This is a genomic window from Fibrobacter sp. UBA4297 (assembly GCF_002394865.1).
Lineage (GTDB): Bacteria > Fibrobacterota > Fibrobacteria > Fibrobacterales > Fibrobacteraceae > Fibrobacter.
The window spans coordinates 1-25652 of record NZ_DGUZ01000026.1 but is presented as its reverse complement, the minus strand read 5'-3'; the positions used below and the strand labels follow the sequence as shown (position 1 = coordinate 25652).

At 47.6% G+C, this 25652-nt stretch carries 22 protein-coding genes and 1 pseudogene; 6 read left to right on the top strand and 17 right to left on the bottom strand.

Annotation, left to right across the window (positions count from 1 at the left end; translation table 11 throughout):
- The 14 genes from B3A20_RS15525 to B3A20_RS15460 all read right to left on the bottom strand — a co-directional run.
- Positions 1-496, bottom strand: a 496-nt coding sequence (locus B3A20_RS15525; protein WP_290766783.1) for a PD-(D/E)XK nuclease family transposase, incomplete at its 3' end; no start/stop codon positions are given.
- A gap of 601 nt (positions 497-1097) precedes the next feature.
- Positions 1098-2123, bottom strand: a complete 1026-nt coding sequence (locus B3A20_RS15520; RefSeq protein WP_290766780.1) for a tetratricopeptide repeat protein — start codon at positions 2121-2123, stop codon at positions 1098-1100.
- A 1-nt stretch (position 2124) separates the two neighbouring features.
- Positions 2125-2769, bottom strand: coding sequence for an energy transducer TonB (locus tag B3A20_RS15515; RefSeq protein WP_290766777.1), 645 nt, complete (start codon positions 2767-2769; stop codon positions 2125-2127).
- 13 nt (positions 2770-2782) lie between these two features.
- A complete protein-coding gene (locus B3A20_RS15510) occupies positions 2783-3187 on the bottom strand; it encodes an ExbD/TolR family protein (protein WP_088631068.1) in 405 nt (134 codons plus the stop codon).
- A gap of 47 nt (positions 3188-3234) precedes the next feature.
- Positions 3235-3951 (bottom strand): MotA/TolQ/ExbB proton channel family protein, encoded by a 717-nt coding sequence (locus B3A20_RS15505; RefSeq protein WP_290766773.1) that lies wholly within the window; start codon positions 3949-3951, stop codon positions 3235-3237.
- Positions 3952-3999: 48 nt separating this feature from the next.
- Positions 4000-5790 carry a MotA/TolQ/ExbB proton channel family protein gene (locus tag B3A20_RS15500; protein WP_290766769.1) on the bottom strand — a complete coding sequence of 597 codons (1791 nt, stop codon included), beginning with the start codon at positions 5788-5790 and terminating at the stop codon, positions 4000-4002.
- Complete coding sequence (locus B3A20_RS15495; protein WP_290766768.1) at positions 5787-6617, bottom strand: DUF3450 family protein; 831 nt, start codon at positions 6615-6617, stop codon at positions 5787-5789. Before B3A20_RS15495 ends, B3A20_RS15500 begins: the two co-directional genes overlap by 4 nt.
- Before the next feature lie 80 nt (positions 6618-6697).
- Entirely contained in the window at positions 6698-8515 is a 1818-nt protein-coding gene (locus B3A20_RS15490) for a hypothetical protein (protein ID WP_290766766.1), read from the bottom strand.
- Positions 8499-10934 (bottom strand): TonB-dependent receptor plug domain-containing protein, encoded by a 2436-nt coding sequence (locus B3A20_RS15485; protein ID WP_290766763.1) that lies wholly within the window; start codon positions 10932-10934, stop codon positions 8499-8501. The genes B3A20_RS15490 and B3A20_RS15485 overlap by 17 nt, the downstream gene beginning before the upstream one ends.
- Before the next feature lie 247 nt (positions 10935-11181).
- Positions 11182-13455 carry a caspase family protein gene (locus tag B3A20_RS15480; RefSeq protein ID WP_290766762.1) on the bottom strand — a complete coding sequence of 758 codons (2274 nt, stop codon included), beginning with the start codon at positions 13453-13455 and terminating at the stop codon, positions 11182-11184.
- Positions 13455-14258: a hypothetical protein gene (locus B3A20_RS15475; protein ID WP_290766760.1), complete on the bottom strand. Its 804-nt coding sequence runs from the start codon at positions 14256-14258 to the stop codon at positions 13455-13457. The genes B3A20_RS15480 and B3A20_RS15475 overlap by 1 nt, the downstream gene beginning before the upstream one ends.
- Positions 14255-14758: an RNA polymerase sigma factor gene (locus B3A20_RS15470; RefSeq protein ID WP_097020216.1), complete on the bottom strand. Its 504-nt coding sequence runs from the start codon at positions 14756-14758 to the stop codon at positions 14255-14257. The genes B3A20_RS15475 and B3A20_RS15470 overlap by 4 nt, the downstream gene beginning before the upstream one ends.
- A gap of 152 nt (positions 14759-14910) precedes the next feature.
- Entirely contained in the window at positions 14911-15621 is a 711-nt protein-coding gene (locus B3A20_RS15465; RefSeq protein WP_290766755.1) for a nitroreductase family protein, read from the bottom strand.
- 50 nt (positions 15622-15671) lie between these two features.
- A complete protein-coding gene (locus tag B3A20_RS15460) occupies positions 15672-16178 on the bottom strand; it encodes a very short patch repair endonuclease (RefSeq protein WP_290766752.1) in 507 nt (168 codons plus the stop codon).
- 88 nt (positions 16179-16266) lie between these two features.
- Between B3A20_RS15460 and pepT the strand changes: the two genes are divergently transcribed.
- From pepT to B3A20_RS15445, 3 genes are all read left to right on the top strand, one after another.
- A complete protein-coding gene (gene pepT, locus B3A20_RS15455) occupies positions 16267-17514 on the top strand; it encodes a peptidase T (protein ID WP_290766750.1) in 1248 nt (415 codons plus the stop codon).
- 85 nt (positions 17515-17599) lie between these two features.
- Positions 17600-19153 (top strand): SLC13 family permease, encoded by a 1554-nt coding sequence (locus tag B3A20_RS15450; RefSeq protein WP_290766747.1) that lies wholly within the window; start codon positions 17600-17602, stop codon positions 19151-19153.
- Between the two features lie 64 nt (positions 19154-19217).
- Complete coding sequence (locus B3A20_RS15445) at positions 19218-19973, top strand: fibrobacter succinogenes major paralogous domain-containing protein (protein ID WP_097020221.1); 756 nt, start codon at positions 19218-19220, stop codon at positions 19971-19973.
- Between the two features lie 133 nt (positions 19974-20106).
- Here B3A20_RS15445 and B3A20_RS15590 read toward each other — a convergent pair whose 3' ends face one another.
- Together B3A20_RS15590 and B3A20_RS15625 are read right to left on the bottom strand one after the other, a co-directional pair.
- Positions 20107-21027 carry a transporter gene (locus B3A20_RS15590; RefSeq protein WP_349680087.1) on the bottom strand — a complete coding sequence of 307 codons (921 nt, stop codon included), beginning with the start codon at positions 21025-21027 and terminating at the stop codon, positions 20107-20109.
- 291 nt (positions 21028-21318) lie between these two features.
- Positions 21319-22089: pseudogene (locus B3A20_RS15625) on the bottom strand (Gfo/Idh/MocA family protein); the annotation flags it as partial.
- 185 nt (positions 22090-22274) lie between these two features.
- On the opposite strand from B3A20_RS15625, the gene B3A20_RS15435 reads away from it, so the two are divergent.
- Positions 22275-23636: an AgmX/PglI C-terminal domain-containing protein gene (locus B3A20_RS15435; protein ID WP_290766733.1), complete on the top strand. Its 1362-nt coding sequence runs from the start codon at positions 22275-22277 to the stop codon at positions 23634-23636.
- Between the two features lie 22 nt (positions 23637-23658).
- Complete coding sequence (locus B3A20_RS15430) at positions 23659-24585, top strand: ketopantoate reductase family protein (RefSeq protein WP_290766730.1); 927 nt, start codon at positions 23659-23661, stop codon at positions 24583-24585.
- A 69-nt stretch (positions 24586-24654) separates the two neighbouring features.
- Here B3A20_RS15430 and B3A20_RS15425 read toward each other — a convergent pair whose 3' ends face one another.
- Positions 24655-25032 (bottom strand): (deoxy)nucleoside triphosphate pyrophosphohydrolase, encoded by a 378-nt coding sequence (locus B3A20_RS15425; RefSeq protein WP_290766727.1) that lies wholly within the window; start codon positions 25030-25032, stop codon positions 24655-24657.
- 187 nt (positions 25033-25219) lie between these two features.
- Between B3A20_RS15425 and B3A20_RS15420 the strand changes: the two genes are divergently transcribed.
- A partial coding sequence (locus tag B3A20_RS15420; protein ID WP_290766725.1) for a glutathione peroxidase occupies positions 25220-25652 on the top strand: 433 nt, incomplete at its 3' end.

Here is a 25652-nt window from a genome sequence, read left to right as displayed (position 1 = left end):
CCTTGCTATAAATAGCCCATTCATCAATGTATTTTCCCATGCAGTACGGCAATTCAAAATCACAAATCCAAATGGATATTGTTTCGGGAATTTCATAACGCCGGTATTCCTTTTCTTCTTTTGTGAGCGTTTTGAATTCTTCTGATTTATCCATTTCATGCTTGCCTTTTATAATCAAGAACGCTTTGTACAATATGGTTCGGTCGATAAAGAAACTGTGGTCTGCCTTCTGCATTTCAATATTGAGGAAACGCTTAGAACCCGTAGTTGCGAAAGCATCCAAAATGACTTTCCGCTCTTCGGGAATCATAAATCTTAACGTATGTTCAAACGAGTAATTCAGATTCTTGATTTGGTCGTCGCCTTTCAGGTGCAAGATTCCATCAACGAAGTCCTTGATGGCATCCTTGCTGGCGAACAGGCTCTTGAATCCGGTATCGGTTCTCGGGTCGATGTAGGTTTTGCCTTTTAGCTTTTCAGGAATAGATTGATTCATAATTACACCTCCATTAAGTTTGGAGGTTCTAATCTACAATAGAGAATTTTCAAAAAGCGAAACTTTGCAAATTTTGCAAACGGTTGTTAGCAAAATCGTTTATTTTGTCAACTATGGATTTCAACACTTCACTAGCAAAAAAGTACAAAGCCTCCAAAAAATTGGCCCAAAATACAAGAATCTCTTCAATTTTTCTGATTTTTCCAGAGCAAAATCGTTTGCGAAGCCGCATAAAATAAGGTATATTCAAAAGTACGTCTTATAGGGGCTCTTTTTGAGCGGAGTTAAAACGAGAAGATTTCAGACTTTATACAAGTTACGCAAATGATGATAAAGCGGGAAAAGCAATGACAGGAACAGTAATTTACCAGTAGCCTTAGAATGGTAGAGGGCGGCCCTCTGCAAAGGAACCGCCCTCTCTCAAGACATTCAAACGGGATGCAGCCCATCATGACTATCGAGCTCTCATAATATACCATTTTTCACAAGGAAAGTCAATACCCCATGGCAAGTTTCAGTCTTATAGGAGCTCTTTTTGAGCGGGGTTAAAACAAAGGAAGCCGGACTCTACGCCTTTACTTTGTCGACCCCAAAATGTATTTCAGTTTCCAGACTGCATTTCGAGCAAGTCTGCGGTGAGGCTCGCATCGTTAGGGAAATATTTTAAAGCGACTTTCAGCAGGCGCACGGATTCTTCTGTGCGCTTTTGTGCGTGGGCATCGTAGGCCATATTCTTGAAACCAAAGACAGCTTCGGAGTTTCCGTTCTTGGCGGCAAGTTCGTAAGCAGATTCCGCGCGGTCATAGAACTTGGCATCGTACGCGAGGTTTCCCATGAAAATGGCGGCATCAGAAAAATCGGGTTTGATTTGCAAAATGTTATTTAAGATTTCCATAGCGATGTAAGGCTTTTTGTCTTCAGCGAGGACATCGGCGAGTTTGTACATAATTTGCGTGTCGTCGATTTTCACGCTAAGAGCTTCGCGGTAAGCGTTTGCACTTTCTTCGAAATTCTTGTTCAGGCGGTAGACATCGCCGAGGTAGACTAGGAAATCGGATTCTTCGGGATGGAGCGTGTAGCCTTCGCGAATTACGGCAACGGCTCGGTCAAAGTCGTTCAGAGCAATATTCGCTTCGGAAAGTTGGTAGACGATGCTGACATCATTTTTGTCGAGGCGGTAAGCGTTTTCGATAGCGCGGAGTGCTCCGACTTTGTCGCCGGTTTTGGAGTAGGCTTCGCCGAGGTAAAGCCAACCGGAAATGTTATCGGGGTCAAGTTTGAGCGCACGGTGGTAAACGGCAATGCATTCCGGGAACTGCTTTAAGCGGAAATAGACGCTCGCCATATTGAAAAGCGCAGGAGCAAAATTGCCTTCGGAGTAGTCCACAGCCTTGCGGTAGGCGGCGGCCGCCTCGGGATATTTGTCCATCTGGTAATAGCTATTGGCGATGTTGAAACTCACGGCAACGGGATCGGCGCCGCGGTCTTCGGCCTTGCGGTACAAGAGGATAGCTTGCTTGAATTTCCCACTGCGATAAAGGGCATTCGCGCGATCCATCAAGTCAAAAGACGATTGCGCTGCAAACGACGACATTACAAAAAGCAAAACAAGAAAAAATGGTTTCATACTAGTCTCTAAACTTCACTTCGAAGGGTTGTTCCATGCCGCAGAAAGCAACGGCTTTACCGTCCTTTTCGGCGGGAGCAAAAGTCATACGAGCAATAGCATCCTTCCCCGCTTGCGCAAGTCCAGAGCCTGCGGGAGATTCTTCGATGACTTTGATATCATACGCGCGTCCGCCAACATCCACGCAGAAACTGAGACGAAGCATGGCATCTATTTCGCGGTCTCGGATTTGCGGAGGCACCTGAAAGTTTGCGACAGAGCGGCTTTCTGGTTTTTTATCGACATCGCCTTTTTCAGTGGAGAGCGCGCCGCCTCGAAAATCGGCAACGAGCTCGCTATTGATGGCAGCACCCGCAGTTCCTGAAACGGCGCCAAGAGCCATGGCAAAACGCGGTCCCGCTTTGGGCGAGCGAGAATTCAACTTTTGGCGGTTTGGCTTGCGTGCGGTGCGTTTTTTTTCAATCTTCTTTTCGACTTCTTCAACTTTTTTCACAGAGACTTCGGTCTTGACAAATTTCTTTTCGTGGAAAATTTTACCCGTCAAGAACAAGTTCGCCATCGTCACGGAGAATACGAGAACCATGCTCGCAAGAATCGCCGCGAGAAGGATTGAAAAACGCTTTAATAATTTCTTAACAAGTTTCATCTTTCGTCTATGATTATTCTGCTTGGGCGGCGATGGAGACTTTTTTGACGCCGGCCAAATTGCACATATCAATGACCTGAACGAGCACGCCGGTTTCGGATTCCTTGTCGGCAATCACGACGGCTTCGCGGTCAGGCGCTTTGGCGAGAGACTGTTTCAAGATGTCTTGCAGGCTCGCCAAATCCACCTGACGCTCATTCATGTGAATCGTCCCTTCGCGAGTGATGGCGATGAGCAAGTTTTCTTTTTCAAGTTGGCTCGCCGATTGCGCCTGCGGTTTCGTCACATCCACACCCGTTTCGCGAGTGAACGACGACGTTACCACAAAAAAGATGAGCAAGATGAACACGATATCCATCAGCGGACCCATTTCAATGCCCACGTCTTTCTGTTTTCTTCTCGGTAAGTTAAAGTCCATAAAAATTCCTTAGATTGCTTCGCTACGCTCGCAATGACGTAGCTACGTTAAGTCGCGGCCTTCAGTTTGCAATGACGTTGTCCAGCTCGGGTTGCAAAATAGTTGTCAATCACAGTTGCGCCAAATTCCATTTCCTGCTTCAAGATTTCAATGCGTTCGTCCAAACGTTGTTTCATAAGAGTCAGCGGGAACGCAATCAAGAGCCCGCTCTGCGTCGAAATCAAGGCTTCTGAAATTCCATCCGCCATCAGCACCGGGTTCTGGTTTCCGTACAACGTGATCACCTCAAAAGTCGAGACCATTCCCGTGACCGTTCCAAGCAGGCCCAAGAGCGGAGCGGCTGCAGCCATCACAGAAACAATGTGGTTTCCTTGTTCCATGTAGCGCACACTTTTCATCATGCGTACTTGCATGTAGTCGCGAAATTCGTCATAATTCTTTTGCGCGATTTCAATCGCGTAAGAAAGTTCTCTTGAAAGAAATCCACCGCGTTTGCGAAGGTTTGTCAAAGTCATCTGCACACGCTGTTCATCAGAGGAAGATTCGGTTCCAACAACAGCTCTTTCGCCGGTCAAGCCGCGCTGCATACGCCTCACAACTTTAGTGATATCCTTTCTGAAAAAATCGCTACCGATGCGAAACCAGCTCGAGAAAAGGAAATAGAATCCAACAACGCCTGCCAAGAGGATGGGTAGCATCACCACGCCACCCGCCTCATACGTATTCCGCAGAGATTCTATGAATATGTAATGAAAATCAGTCATAATTCATTCAGATGAGATTGCCGCGTTTTCAACTCGCAATGACGTATTTTACTTACTTTCCTTTCCGAAGACTTTATTCATAAGCGAAGTGCTTTGCACGTAGAGTTCGCTGGTGATTTTTTCAATTTTTTCGCTCAGGAGCCCATGCAAAATCATCACCGGAATTGCAATGACAAGGCCCATTTCCGTCGTCACAAGAGCTTCGGAAATACCGCCCGCAAGCACGCGAGCGTCATTCGTCCCAACTTCGGTAATCACGGTAAAGAGCGTGATGATACCGGTCACCGTTCCAAGCAAACCCAGAAGCGGAGCGATCGTTCCCATCGCAGCCAGAAGGCCCATGCGGCGTTCCAATTTCGGCTGTTCACGGAGCAAAGCTTCTTGCAAGGAGCGTTCCGCATTTTCACGCGTATCGTTCACCTTGTTCAGCACCGCAAAAAGCACCATCGCAAGGCTCGTCTCTTTCTTGAGGCAAAGATTTGCGGCTTCTTCGTACTTTTTCTCGGCAATAAGCGCATCCATCTTCTTGGTGAAGCGGCGGCCGAGATGACCACGGTAAGAAAGCATCACAAAACGTTCAAGGAATAGGAGGAGCGCAATGATCGCCACAAGCGAAAGCGGGTACATCACAATACCGCCCTTCTTGAAGAACGATTTGAATTCTTCGGTCCAAGTGAGTTCCTTCGTATCAGTGATGGAATTTTTGATGGCCTTATTCTGCAGCACATCCAACGGAATCGCGATAGTTGCAGACTGCGACACGTCCGTTGCAGCACTTGCCACCGAGCCCGCCTGGTTCACGGCAGACTTGATATTTGCCGCCATTTCCGTGGGCAAATTTGCATTCCATTCAAAGACCTTGCCCTGCAAAGCACCAGAGCGCAACAACGCCTGCACATCGCCATTGTCATTCGCCACTTCGCCGAGGAACACCGTTCCCAAGCGTAAACGATTCACGTTCACATCCGGGCGAGAGCCCACCTGCGAAACTTCATTGCCGTAGAATTGCGTGTAAGTGACTTCGTGACGGGCGAGCAAATCTGCCATATAGCCCTGCACCGCAGCAATTGTATTCGGCACTTTCTTTTCGGCTTCAGCACTGGCGCGTTTCAAGTTCAAAAGGCGCTTGTTCATCCCGACCGGATAATCGCCCGCTACATCGCCAAGAGTCTTTTCAATGGAAAGCTTCACTTGCGTGTTGAGCGCATCAAATGCAATTTCTTCGCTCTTGGCTTTTTCTTCCGCTTCTTCAGTGACGTTCTTGTTCGCCATCACTTCTTCGGTGACGCGGCCAAGATCTGTCGAGAGTTTAGAATAGCGACCGTCCAGTTCACGCGTTTTATTCTGGTGTTCTTCGGTCAGCTGCGATTCGGCATAGCGATTGCTCCAATGCTTGGCATCGAGCTTTTCAAGGGAATCGGCTTTTTGCATGCGGATGCGGGTAAGCGTTTCGACTTCGCGCTGCAAATTGCGCACTTCGACTTGCAACAAGGAATCCTTGATGCGGGCTTCGTCTTCGGCGCTTTTCTTGTCGCTGGACCATGGCCAAGCAAAAGCTGAGGACGTGAAAAATAAAACAAGCACAAAAAGAATTCGATGCATAGATTGCTTCGTCACTTCGCTTCTCGCAATGACGTATTTCACTGGATGAACGCCTACGGCGTTCGCAGCTTCGGCTCGGTCATGCCAGAAAAAAAACTTTCTGTCGCGACGCTCGCCTTGCACTAGATCCTTCGACTTCACTTCGTTTCGCTCAGAATGACACTCGGTCGGTGAGCTCGTCGAACCGCTTTCGTCTCTCGTCTGTAGGGCAAAGCCCGTTCTTTCGTCTAAAATCATCTCATGCCTCCCACAACAGACAAACTTACAGGCAATTTTACAATCTGAGGAGGCTTTTTCGCCTGTTTCACGTCAATGGCGAGTTTCACGGCGGCGCGTTCCTCAAGATTCAATTCTTCGTTCCATTCGTAAACAACTTTATCGTTTTCCAGCTTACGTTCCAGGCGACCGTAAGAGGCTCCGTTTTCATCGACATAGACCATCCACTGGTTCCCTATGCGGAGAATTGTCGCATTCACAATTTCGCCATTTTTGCGAGTGAGCGGGCTGTTGACCACAGAAACTTCATCGCCAAACTTAATTTCTTCATTCACAAGCGACTTCATGCGAGAAAATGCTTCTTCTTCGGTCACGTTTCCGCTTTCGATTTCACGCGTCAAAGATTTTGCACGGTCAAGGCGCTTATCGCGTTCCCACGGGAGCGTTTGCGCAATTTGGACTTCGAGCTGTTTACAGATTTTGGCAAGTTCACCGCGCAATGCACGGCGTTTTGCGGCCACGTTATCGCTCTTGTTCTTCGCGCGAGCCTGCTTGTTGCGCTCCTGCTGGAGATTTGCAGCCACCTTGCGAATCTTCGCATTCAGGCTATCAATTTCCAGATTGCGGCGTTCCACATCCGCCTTGTAGCGCTGTTCAAGCAACTGGCGATGAGACGCATCTGCACGTAGCATCGAATCCGTCGACGCGATTCGTGTGTTCAAATTTTGAATTTCGGAATTCAGCTTTTCCTTCTGCAGTTTCAAGTCTCGAATTTCGGACTCGTAGTCTGCAAAGGCATTCACCGCCAAAAAGGCTGACATCACAAAAATAACAAGTTTCTTTTTCATATTCACCTATGTAACACCTAAGCTATTAAAATCTGTCACCAGAAAAAACAAAAAATTTAACTTCTTTCGCACAAACATATTTAACGCATAACACTAACTAAATCATTTGACATATAACTATCGACCACTCCTGTTACAGAACTTTCTACATGTACGATCCTAAGACATTCTTTACGATTTTCTTGTTTGTAGCCCAATTCTTCGCAAAGAGAGTATTTTTCACTACAGGGACTTTCACACCAGTTTTTCACTTCTTTTTCCCAAACAGACGATGTCAGACTATCCACAACAAAGCGGTTCACCAAGGCTGGTCCACATTGCGGGAATGTTTCGTAATCCCAATTGCGATCGGAACACCATTGCCACATATAGGTATTACATTCATTTTTTTCCTTACTTTCGAGGCACCTTGTTTTAAGCGCTCCACAACTTGCAATTTTATTGTCTTCAAAATCGCTTGTAACGCAGTAGCGCTTAAGGCCATCAGCATAAGCTTTCGATTTATCTTCGGGCTTAATGGTATCCGGTAAAAACTCAGACCACGTTGATGAACCCAGCAACATCGCCGCTTTCACGTTAGACGCATAACAATCTTTACTCACTTCGTAATCGTCACCCCATAAATAATACTTATACGATTCTTTATTCGCATCAACCAAATCTAAGTGTGCCATATTCCGATTTGAAAGCATTCCCGAACACATCACATCGACAAAAAGACGACATCCCCTTGTTGTTTCATTAACATCTTCATTATAGCAATGCCTATCAGCCATATGGAACATACTAATATATTCGCCTTCATCAAAGCCCATATCTATTTTAAACGAAGTCTTGGCAGCGCCAAAAAAGACACCCATACCGTTTTCAATATTGGATTCCGGTTCAACACGTGAATCCGAGGCAGACTGTTTAACTTTGTCCACATAGTCAATATATGAACCGTCCGTCGTATAAATATCAATCGAAGAACTCCCTAAAGGAATAACCATATTCGTCAGGTACAGCGTATCGAGCATTTTATTTCCAGCAACAACGCGGTTTGACGTAAAGCCAAGATTCTGTTGCGTTTCCAACGGATCGTGAATTGAAACGCCTCTATAGCCATGGGAATCCTCTTTAGAAAGCCCTTCCATCAAATGATTAATCGTCGTATTCGGAGATTCTCCATTGTCCATACCATAATTTAGAATCATAAGGACGCCCCGAGCAGAATTATCATAATCTAGAGCAACGCGGATAAATTCCATATCCATCGGATATTCCAAAAAATCAATTGCAAATATTTTACCGACTTTGTAAGTTTCCCACTTATAGCTACCATCCTGTAGCGGGATATTCAGTCCCTCAACCTTGACAGAATTCGGGATTGTCGCTGTAGCCTTGTACGTAGAAGTCACCATTTGACCGGCGCTATCCCACTTAAAGGAGGCGTTCAATTTATAGGTTTCACCAGCTATACCCTTGTATGCAAAGTCGTAATATGAAGACCTAACGCCATAGTAAGAAAAGCATCCATTTCCAACAGAGTGAAGTGTTACCTCGCTTATTTCGCCATTGCCTTTACTGCCAGCAAAGCGACCTTCGACAATCACATTGGCGGATTCATAAAAATCAAAATTTTCCGTAGAAACTTCATTGAGCTGATACACTTTTGAGAAGCAGATATACGGAGATGCATTTTCAAGAACGTACCCGTACGTATAAATTCCCACGTAGGTTTCACGTTCTTCTGGATAGTATTCCCACGGACCGTGAAAATCACAAGCCGCAAAATAAACAGACGAGAGAATCCAGACGAGAGACGAGAGGAATCGCCTACAAGATTCTTTGACTACGTCCTTACGGACTTCGCTCAGGATGACACAATTTTTCTTTTGTCTAGAAATAGTATTCATAATTCAGCATAATCGGTAAAAAGGGGAACTGAGAAATCGTGGTTTTCTTCGGAGGCGTTTTACGCGTATCGTAGAAGGTAAAGAACATATTATCGTGATCGGTCAAGTTGATAATCGTCCAGCTAAAATTCCACTTGCCTTCGCGACCAATATCAATTGCCTTCAGGTCAATTCTAAAGTAGTCCGTCTGGCGCCCCGCATTGCGACTTCCTGGCACCACGACTATATTATCCGAATATTTCTGGGAACCAATTTCCTTGGCCATGTAGTACCCTTTATATTCGCTAATCGGCATACCCGATGAATATTTAAGCGCAAGTGACGAACGGAAATAACGACCCTTTTTCTTGTGTTGCCACAAGGCATCTTCACCACCTTTCCAGTTAATGCCAAGATCTAGTTTCAAAGCATAAGGCTGGTGCCAGCTCGGGAAATACGGTTTAGAGCCATCGTTGACTCTTGCCACGCTGATACTCTGGCTCCAGTTGATTCCGCCAAACCACCAACCTTTATCTTTACGGAGAGAAAGTTCGTAGCCCATGGAATAACCGTCTGCCGTACCAAAGTTATCGGCCAGCACCATATTCTTTGAACTCGATTCATCGCTACTATCCGATTTTACAGCAAACGTATTCAAGTTACTTTGCGTTTTGTAATAAATGCCTGCGGTAAAGTCATAGCCCTCAAAAAGATCTCGTTGGCTATATTCCGCCGCAAAGAGCCACGATGATGCCGGTTTAATATGGCGGCCATCCGTTGTTGTTGTCACCGGATAATAAAACTCGTTTAAGGTTTCCTGATCCGTATAGACAATTGAATTCATGTACTGCAAGTAGTAGCCACCATAAAGTTCCAACGACTTGGTATCATCCAAATTAACATTCAGCGAGAGGCGTGGTTCTACACCAAAATGTTGCGCCGCAGACTGATAATTCAAACGCAAGCCATATTGCAATAAGTAATCCGGAGAAATCTTCCAAGCGTCCTGCGCATAAGCGACATGGTGGAACGGTTTTTCGACATCTGCCACGCTGATTGTCGCCATCTGTTCCTGATAACGTTCCCTTGTATATTCCAGTTCATATCCAAAGGTAAACGTATGATTATCTATACCACGGTAATTCAGCCATTGCTTACCCGCAAAAGAATAAAGTTCCATCTTAATCGACATGAAGTCGCCAATTTTCATCGTCTGGTAAAATTCACTAAAAGCAAGCGTTGCATTGTAATCCCATTTATCATTGATGCGATGGTATATTCCCAGCGGGATTGCCGTGTTACCCCAGTCCATGTAAAGCGGGTCATATTCCAAGCGGTCCTTTCCGATATAGAAACTTAACTTGAGGCGCGTATCTTTAGAGAAATCGTACATAAACGTTCCCTGCAAGTCCGTGAACTCGTAATCCAGATCCAAATCCAAGAGGCCAATGGCATTGCACAAGTCGAGAATGTAGCCGATGTAAGTCGTACGACCCGCAAACACCCAGCGGGCAGGCCCCTTATGACCTTCGGTATGGAGCTGTGCCGCAAACGTACTGATTTTGATGCTCGACTTGCTAAACCATTCTTCGACAGAATCCTGACCGCCCGCACGACCTTCCATTTTGAGCACAGAACTTAAACGGTTGCCGTACTGCGCCGGGAATCCGCTCTTATAGAACTGCACATCGTCAATACCTTCGACGAGGAACGTGCTAAAAAGCCCAAAGAAATGCACCGGAGAATAGACAACGGCGTTATCGAACAAGAAGAGATTCTGGTCGGCAGCACCACCGCGCACGTAAATCTTGGAACTGAAATCGGAACTGGCGACAACGCCCGGGAGCGCCTGAATGCTCTTGATGACATCGGCTTCGGCAAGGCCCGGCATGCGCTTGATGGACTTTGCGGAAACAACAGATTCACCCGGCTTGCGCTTTGGACGGCGGCGCAACTGCACCACGACTTTTTTGAGTTCGGTCACTTTGGAATTTGCGCCGCCCGAAGCGAGAAGTTTTTCCACATCAACATCAGATGTGCTATCGGAGTTTGCAGTCGGAGCCTTCGGCTCCGCTTGCGCTTCAGCACGACCGTTCGAAATTGTATCTTCAACCGTGACTTCGTTGGGACCAAGCGTTTTGCTGAAAGTGCTATCATTACCAAAATACAGGAGTTCATAGCATTTTTCTTTTTCGGCACCAGAGGTATCGGAGTTCGTCACACAAATGTTCCAAAGCGTGTCAGCCGGGAGGACAACACTAAAGGGCGCCCCCACGGTCGTCTGCAAAGCCTCACCTGTTTCAAGAATTTCAACATTCAGCTTTTCGTGAGCTTCAAACGAGTCATCCTGAACAATTCCATTGAAGATAATACGTTCGTGGGCTGCGGCAAACGCAACCATCATCGACACAAAAACAACAATTTTCAACATAAAACTCATTACAGTTCCTAAACCATTCCCCAATGGAACACCTTAAGGTACAAAAAGTGTTACCACATAATTCAAAAAATAAAATTTTTCGTTTGTTAAACAGGAGATGCCCGCTCGGAGGCGGGCATGACAAGATAACAAGAGATCCCCGAACAAGTCGGGGATGACAAGAGCATACAGGTGATGCCCGCTCGTCCCCGTCATCCCCGTCAAGCGAGGACAGGCGCGAGGACAGGCATCGGGGATGACAAAGTAACTAGAATCGTCCGATGGTAAGTCCTGCGTAGAATCCCGGCCACCAGCGACCTTTATGGTCTTTGTAGCTCACGTCATCGTGGTAATCGCCAAGCGGTTTAAGCAATAGCTTGTTCAGATAGCCTTCGCTCGTCAAATTCAACGAGCCACCCACCGAGAGGCCAAAACCCGGGAACACCTGGTACACATAACCAACGCGGCCGCGATGGTGGTATCCAGACTTCCAATCATCTTCATCCATGCCAAATTTATCGTAGACGTTGAAGAACGTGTATTCGAGTTCCCAATGGCTTCCGTACTTTCCAAACTGGGTACCGATACCAACGCCGTGTTCATAGAACTTTTCGAACTCCTTAAAGATATGCCCTTTCTTAAAGAATGCGGCCCATTCAATATTCGTGTAGAAATAAGCCGTACCCAAATGGACAGATCCGCCAAGCGCTCCCATTTCGTTGATGTATGGAGTCACGCTCCACACGCCATTTCCGACGATATTGACGAGACCCACTGGGGACTTTTCGCAATGCGCGCAGATATTGACAATACCCCACTGGCGACCATTTTCATTCGTGGCATAGTTGACAACGCCAATTTGCACCTTTTCGTTAACGTGAGAAGCATTTACCCCCGCAGCCACCTGAACTTTCGACTTTGTCGCATAATTGACACCAGCAACCGCTTGGCTTTTTGTAGTTTGTGCAACATTCACACCAGCCGTCACCTGCCAATCTGTAACCTTCGCGTAGTTCACACCAGCAGAAACCTGCAAACCATTCAGCGAATCAACGGCCACGTTCACAATACCAATCTGCGCCCCCGAGGACTTGTCCTTCGCAATGTTCACAACCGAGCTCACCTGCGCACCATCAAAAGACCCTGCGTAGTTTGCCACAGACGAAAGCTGGGCGCCTTCAAAGTGGTCTTTTGCCACGTTCACAATCGTTGTCGCCTGCAAGCCGTGCATTTCCTTTTGAGCAATATTTGCAAACAAGCTCACCTGCGTACCCAACATGTAATCCTTCGTACGAGCGACGAACAAGCCCAACTGCAAGCCCTTACGCGGATCGCTATCCGTATTCACGAAGCTAAACGTCGTACGGAACTTGCCGTTATGATCCAGGGAATCAAGCGAGCAAGCAATCGTATCGCCACCCGGGCAGCTTCTATTGCCGCCAATTTCACCGCGGAACACCGTCTGTTCAGCCACAACACTCGTGAAATTGCCCATCGAAATCTTTTCGCGCTTACCGTTTACAAGAGCAACAGTTGCGCCCATGTAATCGGTCTTCTGCTGGAGATTCACCGTGTAATTTCCTGCCGGGAGGCCAAGACTCATCGCATGACCTTGCTTTTTATTGAGTTCTGCGACGAGTTCGCCATCAGCATCGCGAATGTAAAGGCGACCACCCACGCTTTCGTCCAAATCCAGACCTGCACTTGTTGCACGCAAATCGGTCATCACCACGTCACCCGTACCCGCAAGGTTCATGTCACGGCTCGGATGCTGAGCGCCACCCAGCGTTGTTTCGGTTTTTTGCAAAGTTTCATTGAATGCAAACTGGTACGCTTCCGAGAGCGTCACACGGCCATCGCTACTCAAGTCGCCTGCGCCACGGAGACCGCTCACAAGCGAGTGCGTAAAGAACGAGCCCTTGAGCTTATCGCTTTCCTGGCTAGATTCATCTTGCGTGCTGCTCGTGATAAACGCATAGCCCTTCATGTCGCTGCTCTGGTCGACCATAAAAGCAGGCACCGCCTTACCACCTTTCACGCGGGTAATTGCACCAGAACCGCAAGCATCAATCACTGCAATTTTCACATCGGCACTGAGGGCGTCAATGCGATTGCGCAAGTCCTTCCAGGCGTAAGTTTCTTCGCCCAAACGGAGACCCTTTTCGTCGGCGTGACCGCTGTAATAGACGAGCACTTCGTCGCGACCATTAGACGCTTTATCCTGCAAAATTTTTGCATCGAGATTCGCAAATTCCTTTTGCAAAGCAACAACAGACGGTTCCTTCACGAGAATCACGTTCTGCGGAAGCACGCCACCCATTTCCTTAAGCACTTTGGCAAACGAACGGGCATCACTTTCCGCATAGCGAAGCATCGGACGACCTGCACCACCGTTATTGGCACTCACGGCAACAACATAGCGATTGATTCGGCCCGATTCTGTTGCAGCATTAGCATTGGAAGCCAACAAGAGCAACACAAAAAGCAATGCAAAAGACAAACCAGACAACACCCCAAAAGCCTTATTTGAAATCATAAACATTATTTACCCGCCTTCTTGAGAGTAAAAACAATCACCTTCACGTCGCTTCTCTTAAGCAACTTATCAACATCATTTTCTTCAACCGCAAACTCCTTGGGAGAAGTCACGAAGAAGAACTTTTCAAAGTACGGAGCATCATCAAGCTTGTACGCAAACGGGAGCAAATTCATCTTGCCCGGAGCAAGTTCAATCGCCTTCACGCCATCGCCCATATGGAGAGTCAGAGCGCCATTGCCGTCCATGCTAAAAAGGAGTCCAAAGCATTTCTCGGGGACGGCATAGCGCAACTGGATTTCATCGCCTTCGCCGACAGAATCAAGATCGTTCAGCTGGACAATTCCGGCAGACGTCTTTTTCCAGACTTCCATGCGGGCTTCAAGTCCCTTGATTCGCGTATCGGATTCATTTTCAGCAAGCGCAACCTGCGTATTTTGCGAGCCATTGACTGTTGCAACATCGCTACCCACGCGTTCATTCATCACGGAAGTTTCGCGCTGGGCAAAGAACGCCACCAAGGCAACGGCAAAAACGAACATGGCCGCAACCGCAAATTTCACGAGCGTAAAGCGCGCCGCATTTTTCGCAACATTTTTCGCGGCAATCCTGGCAGCATCCGTTCCAAGATTCGCGGCAAGCGTTTCAAACGGCAACTTGTTCAAAATTGCCTTGTTATCTTCGCGGAGCATTTTTACGCGATTTGCAAATACCGCATCATTCGCTTCAAGCTCGCGAAGCTTATTCATTTCTTCTTCCGGCAAGTCGCCAGTCAGGAATCGTTCTAATTTCCAATCGGGAATCATCACTGAACCTCCAGAGTTTTAACTTTGGCCTGTAACCCGCGCAAACGCTTGCGCACACCGCTTACCGAGAGCCCCACTTCACGGGCAGTCTCTTCGAGCGTCATTCCATCGACAAAATGGAGGACTGCCATTGTGCGGCTAGATTCGGGTTCCTTCGAAAAGAGCTTTGCCAGCACATTTTTCGTTTCGTAATCGTCATGCTCGTCTTCGGCACAGGCGATGCTCAAAAGCAGGCTCGAAGAATCTACGTCAAGTCCACGACGGCGCTTGTCACGAATGCGGTTGAGGCAAAGTCTCGTTGCCGTATTCCACAAAAGGCTGCTCGGCGACTCCATATCAAGGCGCTCCGATGCAGAATAAATCCGCAAAAAAACGTCTTGCATAAGGTCGCTAGCTTCAGCGTCATCGCGAAGGAGTTGCAGGCAGCGCCTATAGACCATAGGCGCGTACTTCTCGTAAATCTTTGCAAATCCTGCTTTTTTTAAGGGTTCTAGGCTTTTCACGTTTATGTAACACCGGAGGTATTCAAAAGTGTTACCATAAAATTTAAAAAAAATTTAAGCCTAATCTGTCATTCCCGCCTCCGAGCAGGAATCTTCTTTTTTTCAAGCCCAAGAGGGCGATGCCCGATTAAATCGGGCATGACAAAGCAGCGCTAAATCGTGTCTGAACTGCGCAAAGTTTGCATGGAACGGCGGAAAATTTCCTTGCCAGAGCCAATTTCAAAGAAATACTTGAAAATTCCAAGATCGACCTTGCTAAAAAAGCCCAAACGCTTCTCCGCAAAAACACGACCGCTCTCGTCAACGGTAAATTTAGCCTTGAACTGGTTCAAAGCCGAAGGCGCAAGCATCACGCAGTCAATCCCCTTCTTGAACCAATCCGGAGATTGATCGTAATCCGGCGCGATTCGCGTCACAGGCTTCATCGGGTGCTGCACGCCCTGCGTCTCGCCATTGCCAATCGCAATCACAAGCTCCAGCTTTTCGCCATCGTCAATTTCAATTGTCGGAGTCTTCTTGAATGTAAGCCCAACCACGCAAGTATTTAGCCCAATCATCTGCGCCAAAAGCACAATATCGGCAGTCGCATACCCCACGCGTTCATCGAGCGAAGCTTCGCACCCCGCCACTGACTTTTGACCCGCAATCGCAATGTAATTTGTCACATTCCGAAACGAGCCATAATGCGCCAAACGCCCACTAAATGCCACATCGTCATTTAAAACAAGCTGCATGTGGAGGGCAAAATTTTCATTCAGCCGACGAATCCGCGACTGCAATTCTTCGACTTGCTCCTTAGTCAAAGGCGTCGAAGCATACCTACGCACAGAATGTCGTGCTAAAACAGCCTCTTCAATAGTCATAAATTCTCCTTCTCAAAAGCTCCCAAGAATTACTATTCTAAACTACAATTTTACAGCTCAATTGTCTCATCATCACTCTTGATAAAATCAATTAAGCGCTCCAACGTGAGGGCTGCCCCCATATTCCCCGTATCGGCAACACCTTCTACACGCAAGGAACACTCCCAGACAATCGCCACGCGATACCCCAAGAGCGAAAGTTCGTGTTGCGTTTTAATGTCACGCACAATGTTGCGGTCAAACTTGTCGTTCCAAAATGCAGAATTCGACTTCGGACGGCTCGTGAGCTTGCAACCGTGCTGGTGCCAGAAACACCCGTTCACAAAAATCGCAACCCCATACCTTTGTACGAAAATATCCGGCGTCCCCGGCAAATCCCGACGGTGAAGCCGATAGCGGAACCCAGCCTCAAAGAGCGCCTTGCGCACAATCATCTCGGGCTTTGTATCCTCCGAATGGACCGCCTGCATCATCTGCGAGCGGGTCATCGGCTTGCGAGACCTGCGCCTTTTTGCCACCCTTTTCTTGGCACTCGATTTTTTTGAAACTTTATCCACTATCGTGTTCCCAATTACGTTAAAAAAGATAAATTTAATTGCAGAATAAAATCGCAAGTTATTATGATTTTTTAATTGCAGGCACAAAATGAAAGTCCAAGACCGCTTTTTAAAATACGTGAGCTTCACCACCACCTCCGACGAAGAGAGCGAATGTTGCCCGAGCACCAAGCAACAACTTGAACTCGCCAAGTTTTTGACCGAGGAGCTCGAACAGATTGGACTTTCACAAGTGAAGATGGACGAGAATGGCTACGTCTACGGGCTTCTGCCCGCCACCGAAGGCCGCGAAAGCGACACGCCTATTGGATTCATCAGTCACATGGACACGTCACCGGATTTTTCGGGCGTGAACCCGAAACCGCAAATCATCGAAGATTACGATGGTGAAGATGTTCTGCTCAAAGGCTCGGGCGCCGTGCTCAAGGTCGAAGACTTCCCCACGCTCAAGTGGCTCAAGGGCCGCACGCTCATCACGACTGACGGCACAACGCTCCTCGGCGCCGACGACAAGGCAGGCATTGCCGAAATCGTGACCGCCATGGAAGAGCTCATCGAAATCGACCGCCACGCCGAAAGCCGCGGCTACGAGAATCTTTCCGGCCACGGAGACATCTGGGTCTGCTTCACTCCAGACGAAGAAATCGGACGCGGCGCCGACCGCTTGGACTTAAGCTATTTCACGGCTAAATACGCCTACACCGTCGACGGCGGATACGAAGGCGACATCGCTTACGAGAACTTCAACGCCGCAAGTGCCACCTTCAAGATTCACGGCAAAGGCGTGCATCCCGGCGAAGCCAAGGGCATCATGAAAAACGCAAGCCTCATGGCCGCCGAAATCGCGATGGCGCTCCCCGAAAACGAAACACCCGCCACCACCGAAGGCCGCGAAGGGTTCTACCACCTGACCGACATGCAAGGCGACGTGACCGAAGCCACCCTCAGCTACATCGTCCGCGACCACGACCAGACGCGATTTGAAGAACGCCAGGAATTCCTACGCGAAATCGCCAAAAAGTTTAACGAAAAATTTGGCGAAAATACCGTTGAGCTCGAACTCAAGCATTCCTACAGCAACATGCTGCAGATCATCGAAAAAACGCCCGAAGTCCTTGAACGCGCCCGCACAGCCATCGCCGCCGAAAACATCACACCGGTAAGCGACCCTGTGCGCGGCGGCACCGACGGCGCCAAACTCAGCTTTATGGGACTCCCCTGCCCGAATCTCGGCACGGGCGGCTACGGCTACCACGGTCCCTTCGAACACGTGACCGTCGAAGGCATGGAAACAGTCGTCCGCATCATCAAGAGAATCGCCACCAGCAGGGGTTAAAAGCCCCGAAATCATTCCAATTTGAAATAATTAGCCGTTTGAAATCCTTGTAATATTATTATAGTTTTTCCCGATGGAGGGAAGAATGTTACAAGGTTTGCTTTCTTTTGAACTATTGGGACTCTCGGGGAATGCGTGGTTTACAATTGCTGTAATCCTCGCGCTTTTTGCGTCCATGATGTTTTCAAAATTGCGCACCGACCTCATCTTTGTCGCCGCCATGTCCGCTTTATTCATAAGCGGAGTCCTTGATGTCAAGGGCGCATTTGGCGGTTTCTGCGCACCGTCCGTCCTCGTTATCGGCGTCCTTTTCGCTGTCATTGCAGGCCTCAACCAGACTGGCGTTTTAAACTGGATTGTCAAGCACCTCATGGGTACGCCCAAAACTCTTACAGGCGCCATTACACGACTCATGCTCCCCGTTGCCCTTTTAAGTTCTCTCCTCACCAACACGACCATCGTTGCCTTGTTCATCAACATCGTGAAGATTTGGTCCAAAAAGCTCGGCATTTCGCCGTCCAAGCTTTTGATCCCGCTCAGTTACGCATCTGGAATGGGCGGCATCTGCACTTTGATCGGAACTCCGCCAAACCTCATTATTTCAGGGCTCTACACCGATGCGACCGGCATCCATCTCGGGATTTTCACGACAACGATTTGCGGGCTATTCTGCCTCGCGGTTGGCATTTTGTCTGTCATCGCACTGCAGAAGCTCCTCCCCGAACGCAAGTCCCCGTTAAGCGGGCTCAGCGATGACGAAATGACACTCGAACTCTGCGTGCCCTCAAAGCATAACTTTATCGGCATGACTTTGCAAGAAATCTACGACAGCAATCCGCGCGGTTTCGAAAAAGACAAGAACGCGATTCTCGCCATCCGCCGTTTCGATAACGAAGTCGAAGTTGCTACCCCCGATTCCATCATCATGGGCGCAGACCACATCATCGTATCGGGCAAGGCGGAGCAACTCCAGTGGATTTGCAACAACCTCAACTTGAAAAACGAGCATCTGGAAGGCGTCATTGAAAACGCAGCCGTCGGAAAAAAATTTGGAAAGAAAACCGTTATTTCCGCAGCAATCATGATTGCCATGGTGCTCCTTTCGGCATTCAACATTATGCCGCTACTCTCGTCTTGCTTACTCGCAGCCGCAGCCATGATTATTTTCCGTTGCTGTTCAAGCACGCAAGCAATGAACGCCATCAACTGGGAAATCATCATCGTTTTTGCAGGAAGCATTTGCCTTGGCAAAGCACTTGAAATCACCGGTGTCGCCTCAAAAATCGCAAACAGCATTTTGAGCGTGAGCGGAAGCAACCCCTACATTACACTTGCCATCATGTGCGTTGTCGCAACCTTCATCACCGAATTCATCAGCAACACGGCAGCCGCAGCATTGTTCTGCCCCATAGCATTGAGCGCCGCGAGCGCCCTTGGCGTGAACCAGCTCACATTCTGTATCGCACTCATGATTGCCGCCAGCAGCAGCTTTGCCACCCCGATTGGCTCCCCCACCCACATGCTCGTTTACGGCCCGGGCGGTTACCATTTTACAGATTTTGTCAAAATAGGCATTCCAATGAATTTTATCATCCTAGCCGCAAATATATTTATAACAACTTTGATTTTTCCCTTTTAATAATATAAGTTAAAGTTATCAGTTTCATCAAAAAAGATTATACATTTAACATACGGAGGTTACTATGCATATTTCATTCATCATATTCAATATCTTTGTTCTCATTGTCATCGTCGTCGCTGCATACGCACTAGGGCGTAGAATCAGCAAAGAAACCAAGCAGAACGCACCCGAAGCCTTGAATAACACGCCTTACGACGACTGCATCAAGGAAAACGAAGCCAAGTTCAAATACGGGACTTTCACGGACGCCCGCGATGGAGAAACATACCGCACCATTCAAATCGGAAACCAAGTTTGGATGGCAGAAAACCTGCGTTTCAAGACCGAAGGCAGCTACGCTCCGAACAACGATGAATCGAACGTTGCAAAGTTCGGTCGTTTGTACACATGGACAAAGGCTTTGGACATTCCTGATGAATACGTTGAACAATCTCCGGCAAAAGACATCGAGATGTACAACAAAATCAAGGACAAGAACTACAAGGGCATTGCCCCAGAAGGTTGGCATATTCCGAGCAACAAGGAATGGGAACAGCTCCTCAGCAATCTTGACGCCAAGTCCGATGGTGGTGAGTTGCGCGGCAAATTCATGTGGAAGAACAAAGGCAAGGATACGTTCGGATTCTTTGCGCTCCCAGCGGGTTACCGCTTTGACAACGGCAACTTCTGCCATTTCAGCAGACGCGCCCGTTTCTGGAGCAAGGATGAATACGGCAAGGCTAATGCATTCCGCCTGAGCATTACCAACAATTCCGTTGATATCGAAGGCGTGTACAGATCCGACGCTCTTTCGATTCGCTGCGTGAAGAACGTGTAAATAAAGTCGGAAGTAGACAGTAGACTGTAGGAAGTCGCGCATTCTCGAATTCATTTAACGTAAAAGTCCCTCGCGAGTATTCGCGAGGGCTTTTTGTGTTTTTGTAAGTGCGTTTCCGTTCCGAGGAGGGGTGTTAGTTGGATGAATCGTTGCCGTGAACGTAACTTACAAAAGCAAAGCGTTTGCTGTCGGGAGCCCAGGAATTGACATTGATAGTTCCTTGACCGCCGAAGAGTTTAAGAAGCGTTTGCGGTGCAGACCAAGAATCTGCAGGGAGTGCGCGGCGCATCAAGCGGAGTTCCACATTTTTGTTAGGCACATGCTCGCCCGGTCGCACATCCGTTTCTGTGTACGCGACCATCACGACCTTTTGACGGTCCGGCGAAATATGCGGGAACCAGGTATTCCAATGCAAGTCATGCGTCATCTGCGTTTGTTCGGAGCCATCCGCCTTCATGCAGAATGCCTGCATGCGTCCAGAACGTTCGGAATTAAACCAGATATATTCGCCATTGCAATCATATTCAGGACCGTCATTCAGTCCAAATGCAGTTGTGAGGCGAGTTTCGTTGCCTCCCGCTGCCGGAATTGTGTAAATGTCATACGAGCCGTTGCGTTCGGCACAGTACGCAAGCATTTTTCCGTCAGGCGTGATTCCATGCAAATAGCTTGGCGCAAGGGGCGTCACCAATCGCGGTTCGCGGCCATCAAAATAAATCTTGTAAATGCGGGAAAGCCCATCTTCTTTTGTATGGTGGCTCACGTAAACGCCGCTGCCATCTGGATCAAGGACGTGGTCATTATTGCAGTTGTCCACATAATGACTTTCGATTTTTGCCACCTCGCCTGTTGCAAGCGTGTACTTGAAAATGCGACCGTTGCTATTGTACGTGAGGAACGTTCCGTCTGCGCTCCAGTTTGGGGCTTCGATAACACTGTCAAATTCCTTGAGAACTTTTGCTTCGCCAGTTTCGATATCGAACACTTGCAAAATAGACTTGTCGCCGTTACGATTCCACGTTTCACCTGGAGAAATTTCAAACGTGTAACTCACGCCAAACTGCTCGCGAATCTTGTCCATGAGCGTCATGAATTCCATCGTTTTGGCATGAGTCATTTCCGGGCGCTCCCAAATAATTTGTTTTGAGAGTGAGCGAAGAGCCGAGTGGTCGCAAATTTCGTGCCGGAACTGAGCGGGATTTTCAATCGCTTCCTTGCAAGCGAGAACTTCGTATTCGTAACAGTTGCAAAGACGCGGAGGTTCAATAGTTTCAACAACATTTCCGGCATCATCAAGTAATTCCAGCTTCACCATGTCATTTAAATTTTGCACGCGGATTTGCCCAGCCGTTCCGTAAATCACGCCCTCGTTATGCGTCGGCGAGACCATTGATGTCTTAAGATATGCTTTTCGGCCGTTTTCGTACGTGAGATTTATCCAGTCGCTCGCATCCACGCCCGTCTTGAACTTGACGCATCTGCAATCCATCGACGTGATTTCGTTACGGACAAGCTTTTCATCAGCATCAACACGCTCACCGAGGAACAAGTCCGCAAACGTAAGGCTATAAATGCCGATATCCAAAAGAGCTCCGCCCGCAAGCGCCGGGTCATGCATACGGTCCCTATCGCTAAGTTTCATCGAAAAATCAGCTTCAACCGATTCAACATTCCCGACGCGACCATCGCGAATCCAGCCACGAATCGTTTCCAGCGCAGGCAAGAATCGCGTCCACATCGCTTCGCACAAAAAGACGCCCTTATCATGCGCGAGCGAAATCACTTCTGCCGCAAGTTTTGCATTCGCCGTAAAAGCCTTTTCGACAAGAATATTTCGGCCATGTTCAATACAAAGTTTTGCAAATACATGATGATGCGAGTGCGGTGTTGCAATATAAATCAAATCGATTGCAGAATCCGCTGCAAGTTCCTCATAACTGCCGTACGCTTTACCAAAGCCATATTCCTTGGCAAAAGCGGTCGCCTTTTCCAAATTGCGGGAAGCCACGGCGTAGCATTCCACGCCCATTCCCTGATTTTCCAAAGTCTTAACAGCGGCAGCCATCTTTGTCGCAATATGACCGCACCCAAGAATCGCAAACTTCAAATTTTTCATACCATAAATATAAATCGCTCGCGCCCGAAACCGCAAAAAAATTTTGTACCCCCTGTTTACCGCTGTAGCCGAATAAAATCAAACCCGTTTTTCAGTTGCCGCCCACATTCAAGTCTGTCATGCCCGCCACCGCGCGGGCATCACCCTCACCGTCAAACGCTCTAGAATTTGATACATTTCACAGCATGAAACACCTAAGATCCATATTTATTTTTCTGTTTATTACATCAATTACAATCTATGCCGGCGGAACTGCATCTCTCGTCGCAAAGAAAAGCAGTACAAAGGGATTCTCTTATTCAAGATCAACCCGTTTAGCATTCATCCAAGAATGTTCCGAAAATGCCAATCAGGATATTTGTTATTGCGTTCTAGACAAAATTCAGCAACAGTATAGCGAAAAACAATATCTTAAACTTGATGCTGATTTAAGAAAAAACATCAAACACAATGATTTTATTTCTTTCATATCCAAAGCAGCTGATGCATGTGATGCAGAATACGCAGGAAACGTGGTCAATAGTAATACACCACAATTAAACCTTAATGAAAATCAATCTTCAAAGTTAACAGAAGAAGAGGCTAAGGAATTTACTAAAGCATTTTTTAAAGAAGTCTCTAAAAACAATTTTGTAAAAGCATGCTCTTCAGAATCAAAAGACTTCTATGGAGAAAAGACAGCATCTAAAGTATGCGGTTGTGCATATGATCATATGGCCTCAGACGTCCCTCGATTTACACAATTTATCATGGACAACGGATATCCCGATGAAACAGATACAAGCACCTGGGGAAAAGAATATATGTACGAATGCGCTCCGGAGAAGTTTACACCAGAAATGAAAGCTTACTTCATCGCCAATTTTAACGAAGCAGGCATTCCTAGATCTTTAAGCACTTGTGTTGTAGAATTTATTGACAAAGAATATTCTTTTCAAGCTTTTGTGTACGCTTCACAAAACAAAGCCATTAATCTTTTTTTAGAAAAAATAATTTCAAGATGCCAATTAGAAATGGAGCTAAACAGTTACCATCGCAGTGTAACATCAGAAAATCACAATACAGACAAAAAAGTTCTCGGAGGTCGACGCGATAAGACCAGCGGAGGTAGCAACGATGGTTATGCAGTCGGTGGCTCCGGAGGCATCGGAGATGGCCTCGCAGGACTACTAGGCGGCGGTGGTGGCGGAATCGCAACAAAAGCCAAAGGCTCTATAAAAGTACCATCCACGCAAGATATTAACATTTCATACAATGAAGGAAACCGCAGCGACAGCGACATCATAAAAGTTGTCCGCCAACGTACTCCAGGTCTTCGCCACATTTATAACAATTGCCTGAAGAAGAGACCAGGATTCCAAGGCAAGGTTACCTTGAAGTTCACAATCGCCCCAGATGGCGAAATTATCAATATTTCCATTGAGTCTTCCACAACCGGTTTCAGTGAATTCGACAGCGAAATCAAAAATGCAGTCGGCCGCTGGACATTCAGCAAAATTCAATCAGGAAACACAACCGTCTCTATTCCGTTTACATTCTCTGAATAAAATTTAGCCTATATTTCATCCTATGAAGCAGATTGAAACAGTTGCAGTTGTGGGTCTCGGGGCTGTCGGCGCCGTTGTGGCAGAACAGCTCTTGAGCGTTCTCGGGAACAAGCTTTATTGCGTGATGGACGCCGAACGCAAGGCGCGCTACCAAGCAAGCGGAATCGTCATCAACGGGAAAAAGGCGGACTTCAACTTTGTCACGCCGGACGAAGTCCCGGTCGTTGACCTTGTGATTTTTGCGACCAAGAATTTGCAATTCAACGAAGCGCTAGCAGAAGCGAAAAATGCAGTCGGTTCGAACACCGCTTTGCTTTCGCTTTTGAACGGAGTCCATTCCGAAACAGAAATCGAGCGCGTTTACGGTGCAGAAAAGACGTTGTACGGATTCATCGTCAATTTGCAGTCCATCAACAAGCACGGGAACATTGACTGCGCGGGCCGAGGCATCATCCTCTTTGGCGAAAAAGACAACCACCGTTCCGAACGTATCGAAGCCATCCACCAGCTTTTTGAAACAGCGCACATCGTCCACAAGATTCCAGAAAACATCCGCTTGGAAATGTGGAAAAAACTCTTGATGAACACGGTGTTCAACTCGATCGGAGCCATTTGCCGTTCGACATTTGCGGGTTTCAATTTCCCGGTGATGCAATCGCTTGTGCGTAAAATCGGGAACGAAGTCATTCAGGTGGCGAACGCCGAAGGTTTTGCACTTACAAACGAAGATCTTGAAGAAAACTTGCGCCTCACATGCAACTACACGCCGCTCGGCAAGTGTTCCATGCTGCAGGATATCGAGGCCGGACGCAAAACGGAGAACGCGTATTTCTGCGGGACCATCACTAAGCTCGGGAAGGCTCACGGGATTCCGACTCCCTACTGCGAATTCTTAGGCGAGCTCATCGAAGGGACCGAGCTCGCGCGGGAATTGCTAAACAAGAAATAATGGATCCCCTCCCTAACGGTCGAGGATGACGGAGAAGCAGGATTGCGTCACTCGCAAATGACGGTGATGCTATAGATGTTTCACAACCTCAACATCGGCGGGGAGCCAGCTGACAGTGTTTAAGTTTGTGCGGTCAAGCCATTTGGCGTCTTCGTGTTCCAGGAGTTTCGGCTTGCAGCCTGCAGCGAGCGAGCAATAAAAGCAATGCATCGTCAGGTGAAATTTCGGGTAATCGTATTCCACCGTGCAAATTTTTTCGCCAACATTTACTTCAATGGCGAGTTCTTCCTGAAGTTCGCGAACGAGCGCCTGCTCCGGAGTTTCACCCGGTTCCATCTTGCCGCCCGGAAATTCCCAGCCATCTTTTTGGTCGCCATACCCACGCTGCGTGGCAAAAATGCGCCCGCCATCCGTGATAACACCCGCGACAACTTCTATCGATTTCATGGTGGCAAAGATAAAAAACAAGATTTAACTGGATCCTTCCCCTACGGGTCAGGATGACATGTCATTTGCAAAAAATCACATAAAAACCCCAATATAACTTACTTTTTTCCGCCAACCATTGCTTTTTCAAATTAAATTTTATAAAATTTAATTGTGTAAAACAAAATAGTGTATATGGAGAAAAAAAATGACAATCTACGACTTCACACTTACCGATGGTAAAGGCAACGAAGTTCCACTCTCTAAATTCAAGGGCCAAGTCATGCTCATCGTGAACACGGCAACCGGTTGCGGATTCACCCCGCACTACAAGCCGATCGAAAAGATGTACACGGACTTCCACGACAAGGGCTTCGAAGTCATCGACATTCCGTGCAACCAGTTCATGGGCCAGACCCCTGGCACAGACGACGAAATTCATGAATTCTGCACGCTCAAGTACGGCACCACGTTCCCGCAGATGAAAAAGTCTGACGTGAACGGACCCAACGAGCTCCCGCTATACACTTATCTGAAATCGCAAAAGGGTTTCGAAGGTTTTGGATTCGGCGTCAAGGCGGCAGCAATGGCCATGCTTCTGAAGAAGATCGACAAAGATTACAAGAACAATCCTGATATCA